The organism is Photorhabdus stackebrandtii, assembly GCF_011189495.1.
GTDB lineage: Bacteria > Pseudomonadota > Gammaproteobacteria > Enterobacterales > Enterobacteriaceae > Photorhabdus > Photorhabdus khanii.
The window spans coordinates 23,500-32,760 of the sequence record NZ_PUJV01000033.1; the positions used below are offsets into that span (position 1 = coordinate 23,500).

Annotated in this window: 12 protein-coding genes; 11 read left to right on the forward strand and 1 reads right to left on the reverse strand. The window is 45.1% G+C overall.

The features are described from left to right. The first annotated feature begins 126 nt into the window (after window positions 1-126). The 7 genes from C5470_RS19025 (at window position 127) to C5470_RS19055 (ending at window position 6,522) form a co-directional block, all read left to right on the forward strand. On the forward strand, window positions 127-918 hold the full coding sequence (locus C5470_RS19025) for an LPD29 domain-containing protein (RefSeq protein ID WP_152963850.1): 792 nt from the start codon (window positions 127-129) through the stop codon (window positions 916-918). A gap of 174 nt (window positions 919-1,092) precedes the next feature. Then, a complete protein-coding gene (locus C5470_RS19030) occupies window positions 1,093-1,602 on the forward strand; it encodes a hypothetical protein (protein WP_152963849.1) in 510 nt (169 codons plus the stop codon). Between the two features lie 168 nt (window positions 1,603-1,770). Continuing rightward, the gene (locus tag C5470_RS19035) at window positions 1,771-2,058 is read left to right on the forward strand and encodes a hypothetical protein (RefSeq protein ID WP_152963848.1); all 288 of its coding nucleotides are present in this window, start codon (window positions 1,771-1,773) and stop codon (window positions 2,056-2,058) included. Between the two features lie 1,182 nt (window positions 2,059-3,240). Beyond that, window positions 3,241-3,540: a hypothetical protein gene (locus tag C5470_RS19040; protein WP_152963847.1), complete on the forward strand. Its 300-nt coding sequence runs from the start codon at window positions 3,241-3,243 to the stop codon at window positions 3,538-3,540. Between the two features lie 319 nt (window positions 3,541-3,859). After that, entirely contained in the window at window positions 3,860-4,144 is a 285-nt protein-coding gene (locus C5470_RS19045; RefSeq protein WP_239002564.1) for a HigA family addiction module antitoxin, read from the forward strand. A 140-nt stretch (window positions 4,145-4,284) separates the two neighbouring features. Further along, on the forward strand, window positions 4,285-5,034 hold the full coding sequence (locus tag C5470_RS19050) for a glycosyltransferase family 25 protein (protein ID WP_152963846.1): 750 nt from the start codon (window positions 4,285-4,287) through the stop codon (window positions 5,032-5,034). A 555-nt stretch (window positions 5,035-5,589) separates the two neighbouring features. Continuing rightward, on the forward strand, window positions 5,590-6,522 hold the full coding sequence (locus tag C5470_RS19055; RefSeq protein ID WP_152963845.1) for a DUF1281 domain-containing protein: 933 nt from the start codon (window positions 5,590-5,592) through the stop codon (window positions 6,520-6,522). A 471-nt stretch (window positions 6,523-6,993) separates the two neighbouring features. Here the strand turns inward: C5470_RS19055 and C5470_RS19060 are convergent, their stop codons facing one another. After that, window positions 6,994-7,164, reverse strand: a complete 171-nt coding sequence (locus C5470_RS19060; protein WP_152963844.1) for a helix-turn-helix domain-containing protein — start codon at window positions 7,162-7,164, stop codon at window positions 6,994-6,996. A gap of 119 nt (window positions 7,165-7,283) precedes the next feature. Here C5470_RS19060 and C5470_RS19065 point away from each other — a divergent pair, with 119 nt between their 5' ends. From C5470_RS19065 to C5470_RS19080, 4 genes are all read left to right on the forward strand, one after another. Beyond that, window positions 7,284-7,439: a hypothetical protein gene (locus C5470_RS19065; protein WP_152963843.1), complete on the forward strand. Its 156-nt coding sequence runs from the start codon at window positions 7,284-7,286 to the stop codon at window positions 7,437-7,439. Between the two features lie 293 nt (window positions 7,440-7,732). Then, window positions 7,733-8,086 carry a hypothetical protein gene (locus C5470_RS19070; RefSeq protein ID WP_166291255.1) on the forward strand — a complete coding sequence of 118 codons (354 nt, stop codon included), beginning with the start codon at window positions 7,733-7,735 and terminating at the stop codon, window positions 8,084-8,086. Window positions 8,087-8,171: 85 nt separating this feature from the next. Continuing rightward, a complete protein-coding gene (locus C5470_RS19075; protein ID WP_152963842.1) occupies window positions 8,172-8,315 on the forward strand; it encodes a hypothetical protein in 144 nt (47 codons plus the stop codon). Between the two features lie 54 nt (window positions 8,316-8,369). Beyond that, window positions 8,370-9,107 carry an N-6 DNA methylase gene (locus tag C5470_RS19080; RefSeq protein WP_166291253.1) on the forward strand — a complete coding sequence of 246 codons (738 nt, stop codon included), beginning with the start codon at window positions 8,370-8,372 and terminating at the stop codon, window positions 9,105-9,107. Window positions 9,108-9,261: the final 154 nt, after the last annotated feature.

Below are 9,261 nucleotides of genomic sequence, written 5' to 3' on the forward strand. Positions count from 1 at the left end.
AAAAAAGTAAAATAAATATGTACTTATATTGACTTTTTGGGTCAAATCACTGATAATTAAATTATTAGGAAGCAATATCGCTTCCAGTAAAACAGCCGGAATCGGCGCTTATCAGGAGTAACAATTATGACTACTTTATCGGTCGGCCAGTACATCAACCACGATGGTGCTGAATATGTAATCAGTGCGGTAGACAGCATTGAAGGTAAAATCAGCTATACCATTCTAGGATTGGATAATCCTACTCTTGCAGAAGTTCAGGAAACTTCACTGCGCTTTTATAAGCAGTCTGACAAAATTATGCCGTTGGCTGATGTTCACGCTCGTCTCGCTGTTGTCCAAGCAGTGATCCAAAGGCGCGAACAAGAAAAATTGAGGGCCGAGCAGGAGCACCGAGAGCTTACTGCAAAGGTGAAATCTATGCCGGAATATTCTGACCTGCTGACCGTCGATAAAGTACAAGACGCAACTAACTGCGCTGCAAAAAATATTCGAATCTTGCTGAAAAAACATTTTAAAGGGGTAACGTTTTCAGTACGTAAACGTCATTATACCTGTATTAATGTATCTTGGACCGATGGCCCGACAAAAGATGCTGTAGAGGATGTTATAGGTCGCTTTCAGGAAGGGGAGTTTAACGGCATGCAAGAGATGTACGAGTACAACTGTACACCGTTTCACCGTGTTTATGGCGGGGTAAAATACTTGTTTTGTGGCCGTGATTTCAGTGATGAGTTAATCGCGGAAGCCATCGAAATTTTGCGCAAAAAGTACGGGGAAAACACCATCAAGCCAGAATATACTGTAGTGGCATACCGGAAAGGTGGATTGTGGTCTGAGTGCCGCGAACAGTTCCACCACGGTTTACAGTCAAAAATTGATTCTTTATTATCTGATATAAATAAAATAAAATCCTAATAAAAGGCGCCCAGTTGGGCGCTTTTTTTATGCCCAATTATGAGGAAATTAAAGTAAAATAAATATGTACTTATATTGACTTTTTGGGGGTAATCACCGATAATTAAAACATTGGGAAGCAATACTGCTCCCCCGATAGAACAGCCGGGATCGGCAATTTATTAAGGAGTTCACATGAGCATTACGCTGTCAACAACCACCCATCGCACCTTTGAAATGATTACAGTAACGGATAAATGTTTCTTATTGAAAACAGCCGGAAGTGATCTGGTTTTCCAATTGTTCCATAAGTGCATGAGCAACAATAGCGAAAATCTTTATCCCTGCTATGAAGATGGTCGTCCTGCCTTTTCATTTGGTCTGTTTTCCCCCGCTGAGATTGAGAAGGCATGGAATAAGGTGCTGGATAACATGATCTTCTTTCTTGTTGAGATCCGGGGGTACGTGGGAGACATGAAATTTCCTATCCGCTCAATCTGTTGTGCTCCTTCTTTTTATGCATTATACCAGCACTTAGACAAAGAAATGTTTACCTGGTGGGGAGAAGGTGAATATAACGAAGATACTAATGTGTGGGACTATAGGGATATTTCAGCAGATGTACCAGATGTTTGGAAGATAGACCGAGAAGCAGCTAAATCTGCCTTGCGTCACGGTCTGCTCCCTTTTTGGCTTTGGGTTTAAGTAATTTCCGGTTGATATCAATGTGGTTGCTCTATACCTAATGGTAAAGTAAAATAAATATTTACTTATATTGACTTTTGGGGCGAATCACAGATAATTAAATCATTAGGGGGACAATACCGCCCCGGTAAAATAGTCGGAATCGGCGTTAATTCAGGAGATAAAATTATGCGTGGTCTGCAAATCAGAATGGCGTATGCATCAGCAAAGGTTATGAGTGTTATTGATACAGAAAAAGCTAAACATGAATTTTGTGAAGTGCTATTTGAAGCCAACCTGTGTGGATATGATGAATATTCTTCCGGCATGAAAGAGCCACCAACAATGTTCCTTGATGAGCCTCAACTGTTAAAAGCGTGGTGGAACGGATGGAACTTTCACAGCGAAGCTGAGGAAATGCAATATTGCCCTGAGTGTAATAATCAATATGGAGCTCCCTGCTCACATCATGATTAATCACAGATAATTAAATCATCAAGGGGCAATAAACAGCCGGAATCGGCATCATCGAGAGAAAATATGAACTACTCAATCTTAGTTGCTGAGGGAGTAAAAGATTCTGACTACGCAGATTACGACGTTATGGAATTTTATTCTCTGAAAGATTTGCAGAAATACCGACATAGCAACCTAAAAAAATGAAATATAAATATAGTTATCTCCTTAGTTCAGGAGCTCATCAGGATGGTAGTCATATTGGTATTGTAAATGCCGATCACTTTAAAAAGTTTGTAAAACTAATAAAAGAGTCGGGAATTAATATCTGATAGACTACCCGGTAGTTGGAGGGGCGTTATTTTACATCAACCGTATTAATAAAGGATGTATTCGACAAAGAAGAAATAGCCAAGAAATAAAAAGAACAGGGTTTCTCCTGTCTTCTCGCGCCGGTTTGCCCCTGAGAAAGTCAGACCGGCTATAAACAAAATCACCCAAGGCTTAAGCCATGAAATATATTTATGTGTCAATCATTATACTATCCGTGATGTATGTAAACCGTAGCGCATGGGTTCGAAAAATCACATCGAATGCGCTGGCTGATGCCAATATTATTAAAGCATCACTGCTGAGAATGGCAAATTAAAAGCAATGGGCGGGGGAAGATCTCCGCTTGTATTTCCCCGGTGACCATAAGTCAAGGTCGCAAAAGCCTTGCAAAGCGACGGCAGCGGCTGTGCCGCTGCCGTGGTTTTTGCTGTTCTCAATTATGGTCATGTATGGTTCGAACATGTCCCATGTGCTGTGGTGATTATCTCTCGTCCTCTTGTTGTTTACCATTCTGCTCCTGCTTTGTTGATTCTCCCGTTTTACCATCGGAAAACTTTGGTGGCCCCTTCGGCTCCCCGCCCGCCGGCGGTCGGGTCGTCGCCTGCACTCCACCTGTCCTGCGCAGTCGCGCAGGACAGCTTCCGCAGAGCCCCGCAAGCGTGTCTCTGTCCATTCGGATAGCAAGCGATGCCTAAAGGTCAACCCCTTAGCGCTTGCAGCGGCTAAAGCCGCGCCGCTTTCACTGCCCTGCAGACAAGCTGCCGGGCGCTAAGGTCGCCATGTCGTTCCGACATGGCGGGTGTGTTCATTCTCTTGATAATTGGGTGACTTATCTCTCGGTAAGTTCTTACGCGGAGGTCTGGTGTTCCTGTGCCCATTGCCGCGAAAGAACTTACCGAGAGATGTGGAAAAAAAGAGGTTTTTCGTCGAGTCGTTAACGCTGTTCGTCAGCAATTAAAAACGGAGAAGGTGAGTGCCAGAGTGCGGATTGTTCGGGCTGGAAAGTATTACACTGCTATACAGGTTTATACCCGTAATTACGGCGAAAATTTTACTATGGAAAACAGCCAAAAAATCGCGGTTGTCCTGAATCAGTACGGTTTTACATCTATGGGGAAAACTGTCACCCCGCAGTTTAATAAGTTTGAAGCTACTTTAAAAAACGTCTGAATTTATCAGTGTGTAAAGAGAAAAATCCGAATATAGTAGACACGTTAAGATCTATTTGAGCAAGAAAAGCATTGCTAATTGTCTGAAACGTTTAAGTAAAGATTGCTGCTTTTTATACACGTTTGGAAAGTAACTGCGTTGAGCTGTTACTTTCATATATAACGTTATGCTTGCGGTGTCCAGTAACTAAGTTCATGACAGGTATGTTATGCCAACATTTAGCCCGAATGAAGAGTTGCTCACACAAACACAGTTGGCGCGTGACATTCGAGTTTATTGATGGTGACGCATGTATCGTTAACTATAAGGATTATTATTAATGAAGAAGATGTTTAACCCCCCTCACCATGGTGAAATTATTGCGGATTCTTTGGAAGAATTAGGTTTGGGTATTCGTGATGTTGCTCATTCTACAGTTCAGAGTCTGGTGACGTGTAAAGCAGCAGTCACGCCAGAGGAGATGGCAGTGAAGCTGTCTAAGGTTCTTGGTAGTACCCCTCGATTGTGGTTGAAATTACAAGATGCGTATAGCCTTGATAAGGCAGAAAAAGCGGTTGATGTTTCCAGATTAACCCATTTAGTTAGGAAGCTTAACGTCGTCTAACTACATTAAGATCGTTAAACGGGATATTAGGGATCGCCTCAGAATTCGGAAAATATAGCACTTTACGTCAGTTGTTATTGTCGTAATGACCTGAACTCTTTTGCGCTTACATCACACAATTTCGAATAAACTATATACGCATGAAAGCATTTATCATTAATCTAGAAAAAGACACGCACAGACGAAAAAACATTCAGAAAGAAATTGAAAAATTTGAGTTATGTAATATTGAATTCATTAATGCTGTTGATGGTTATGCAATGACTGATGATCAACTCATGAATTCAGTGTTTAACTATCCTGAATGTCAATTAACAAAAGGGGAAGTTGGTTGTGCTTTAAGTCACTTAAAAATATATCGAAAAATTATTGATGAAAAAATACCGTTAACTCTTATTCTCGAAGATGACGCTTTGTTATCTCCAGAAATTAATGGCACCTTAAATGAAATAAAGAATTTAGATGATTGCTCCGCACCTAACATTTATTTATTGAATAAAGCTAAAAGTTATATAAAGAATAAAAAAATAGAATCAAAAAATCTTAATTTCTACTCTATTTACGAAGCTAGTTATGCTTATGGTTATGTTGTAAATTACCAGGCTGCTCAGAAACTGATTGAGAATATGTCACCGATTAGATTTGAGGTTGATATGTGGGGAATCTTTCGGATTCTTAATGTTGCTAACATTTACTGCCTGCCAAACCCTGTTATTTACAATGGAGATACGGCTTGTTTAACTTCATCAATTGAAGAAGATAGACAAAAAAATAATCGATTGAGGCCAAAACAACGCAGCAAGGCGAAAAAAACTTATCGCTATTATCATCTCTATAAAATGAAAGAATTTTTGAATAAAAAATTTATATTTGATATTCAAAAAATATAGATAACAATAAAACCCAATGCCCCGTTATGGGGCATTTTTATGAGATTTTTCCTTTTCTTCATCGAAATTGGTAATAGTCGGCATCGAGCCGATAGGACCAGCGGGAGCATTTGAACAGAAACTTACGGTTTAGCCCTGTTGATAGTGTCAAAACCGTAAATTCTAGCGTGAAATCTACGTATGCTTTGACGCAGATAACCACCGGTACAGCGAAGGAAAGTTGTTTTTGTATAGGTGGCGTCTTGGTAACAAACTACGGGATGTCAGGACCGAATGCTTGGCGGATCATGTCAAAGGAAGTCGCTTCGCTCCCTTTCTTGTTTCCTTCGTAGATACCCATTGTGCCGTGAGCGCACTTTAGCCGGGCCGCGTCACGGTCAAGGGTAAAGCTCCTCCGCGTCAGTCACCCGTTCGCACCCTTTGTGGCGCATTCAGCCCACAAAGGCTTTGCGCTGCGGCTTCCTTCCACGCCCTTGCCCGTTCTGCTTTCCGCCCGTCTGCGTTTGGCTCACGGCACAACGCCGTGACTCACAACTGTAACGGAGGAGATAAATTATGCCGAACTGGTGCGCTAATCGTTTGTATATTTCTGGCAATGAGGAACAAATCCGTCGTGTTCGCGATTTGATGACAGGGAACGTGTATCCTCGTGTTGATGTCGCTATCTGGCAGAGTATTAAGCTGTTTCTTGCCGGATGCGCAGGACTCTTACAGCCCACGACAGACACTGCTTATGAGGCTCATCCGGCCTTATGTTACGCAGGACCGGGCGACGATTCGCCAGAAAACCGGGCATTTACGCAATGGCTTGAGCTGCTGAAGCAGAATGTTGAGCTGGATGTGGGAACCTGTGCGCGTATCGCACAACTGTACCAGAGCAGCGGGCTTGATACGGTTACATGGGACGAGCTGACTGACAGCATGAAAGCGGTAATAACGCCCATACTGCATGCCAAATATCACGACTGGAGTGGGGATTACTTTGGGACGCAAAGAGGTTATGCCGGGTTCTGGACGGCAGCCGGAGGTACAGACGAGCTCCAGGTAGCATCCCCTTTTGATATGCGTCTGCTTCTGCCAACACGGTTGGCCGTGGAATTGAACGGATTTAACGGACGGTTTCTGGAAGGGGTGTTATCCGGGTACGATTTCTATACGTGGCATCGTTACGCCATCAAATGGCCTGTGGGTACACAGCTGATGCTTTCGACCGATGAAGCGAATTTTTTGGCCGTCGATTTTGATACTCCGTGGTGTTCTCCCCATGACGACGTGTTTACTGAATTGTCAGGTCGGTATCAGTGCAACGTTGAACACTATTTTTCGGAAGCAGGAGGCAACTTTTGCGGCTATCGCGCCTATCGTGCCGGAGAGCAGACTGATTCAGAGGATGACTCGCTGGAATACGGCGAAGAAGATGAACATGGCTGGAGTAACGTGTGCAGCCCTGAATGGATTTTGGATAACGTGGCCCACTTTGGTGGCTGATAATGGAGGGGGCGGGGAAGCCCGCCCGGTATAACGATGCGAAGGTGGGATCGAGAGCGCGATGGAGCTGGCGTATCATGATTAGGATGTCGTTTCACTTCGCTGTCTTGTCGCCAGAGGAACAGGAGTTAGAGTACTGGATGGTGCCAAACAAAATCACGCTGCGTGAGGTCTGGCCATGAGCATGACGGAAAAACGGCTGGCAGCTTGTCACAGACGCAGAATGAAGACACTGAAGCTGTTAATTGAGGTATCAATCCATGCTGGGAGGGGTTGGACGGGGGTGTCGTGATGGCTTATGAAGAGCTATATCGCGCTGCTGATTATGTCGTTGAGCAGTTGGACTATGCACAATATGAAAAGGAAAAAGAACGCGAAGATTGAACCACTTTTGGCTAGATAGAGTTGATGGCAGGTACGGTGTAAGGAGCTGCCAGCTTATGCTGGCAGCTCTTTTCCTTTCGCCATTGTTCAGCTGTATCGTCTGGTTAACGCTTCTGCTGCCAGTTCGACCAGTTTTTCGATTTGTTTTCGGCCTTCATAACGTTTGTAGGTTCTGAGACTGACGCCCAATTCTTCAGCAGCTCTTTCCTGATCCCAGCCAAATCCTCTTCGCCAGAGTCTGAGTTCGAATCCTGACATTTAAACCTATTAAAAGTGACAAAATGACACTTTAATTATATTTAAAGTTTTCAAATGTTACCACCCGGGGGCCCCTTCGGCTCCCCGCCCTACGGTCGGGTCGTCGCCTGGCGACAACCATGTCTGCCCCCTGGGGACAGCCAGGTTTTACGGAACCACGCGTGGCGTGTTTCCGCCCATACGGGCGCCAACCGATGCCTGAATCAAAGGCACGCTTGCAGTGGCCTGTCGGCCCCGCCGCTTTCACTGCCCGACAGCATGCTGTCGGGCGCTGAGGCAGCCAGATAAATCTGGCTTTTTCCGGAGTCATCCCTATCTACCATTCCGGCTACGGTTCCTTTTCGCGGGTCAGCCTGCGTCAGGGGACAGAAAAGTCAACAGGCCGCGCTAGGCGCTGGTCGCATGAATTTTTTGTCCTCACGAGTTCAGCCAAAAAATTAATGCGCCCCCTGTGGACTTTCCCGCCGCTCCTGTCGCTTAACGTCTTCCCACGAAAACGCCCCGAAGCCGGTACAACCGGAAGGGAATGACACCAGAAAGAAGCCAGAGGCTTCACAGGAGAAAAATGATGTATCAGATGATGGTTTCTGCCCCCGCAGAGCAGCGCATGAGTTGGGATGCTGAGACAGAACACGAGTACTGGTTGGCGCGTGAAAAAGCCGCAGTTGCGGTACCTGAAGAAATCGACGTGACGGTGTTTCACGAAGCTTTCGGACGTATGTACCCGATGAATTGGCAGAGCGACGGACAGGACACTGAAACCTTCATGATGGAGGAAATGTATTGCGGGAATGTGACCGAGATTTTCACCCGCATTGGGGCACGCTACTTCCGTATGCGTGATTACAGCTACCTGAGCCACGTGCAGATCGTTGAGCGTGTTAAGGAGGCAATGAAGCAGGAAGGTAACACCAAGATGTAAAAAAGCAGGCTTTCGCCTGCTCTCTTTGCCGGTGATGCCCTAGGAAGTGGAACCGGCTGTCAATAACTCACATGGAGAATGAGCCATGACTTTTGAAGTTTCGATTATTGCGCCAAGTGCGCAGCATGTAAAGAAAAAAGCGCATAAGTGCGTCATGGTTCCCGCCTTGTGTGCCAATAAGTGGTGGCACGTTCTGCGTGCTCTGGAAATGAAACGGGCTTATGCCTGATTTAATTCTGCTGCTCTTGACGTGGCGGCATTCACCGGATCGAGGTTTTTTTTAATGTCAGAAAAAACGATTCCACTTATTGTTACGCCGGATGTGGCGCGTAAGCAGTTTATCAGCACATTTCGTTATACGGCGCGCCATTTGGGGCGCTGGATGGTGTTCAGTGATTTTATTACGCTTGCTGCGAGCGAGCTGGATATGGCACGAATCAGAACGCCAGAAAACATTGAGAACAGCCGGAGAATTTGCGATCGCTATAACGCTGCTGATCTCGAAAACCTGAAAAAGTTGTTTTCGTTGATGGTTGTTGCCCTTAATGGCCAGTTTCACGATTTTCTGGGGGCTATATTCATGGAGCTTGAGCTGGGTTCTAGTGATATGGGGCAATTCTTCACCCCCTATCATTTGCAGTCGCTTATAGCAAGAATGTTGTCAGGCGACATTGACGACATTATCAAAAAACAAGGCTGGCTCGAACTTAGTGAGCCCACCTGTGGTGCGGCGGGGATGGTTATTGCCTTTGCTGAATGCATGCTTGAGGCGGGGTATAATCCATCACAACAGCTGTATGTTAACTGTATAGACATTGATCCGGTTGCTGCTAATATGGCGTTTATTCAGCTTAGTTTGCTGGGTATCCCCGCCGAGATCGTCACCGGTAACGCACTGACGATGCAGTTTAACCAAGTCAGATATACTCCTGCCTTTTATATCAATGGCTGGCGCGAGCGTCTGGCGTTCCGGCGACGCATCGAACGTATGAGAAAATTTTTACAATCAAAGGCTGCATAAGTTGGAGGGCAGGGAGAAATCCCTGTCTTTTTTTATGGTGCGCCGAGCATGGCGCGTAGCGCCTTGATTGGCGCTGTTAGTTAACCGTGGTGGTTAACCGACGACTTGGAGGTGAAAGTCCTCTACACACCCGGCAAGGGGAAGTGTTAGCTGA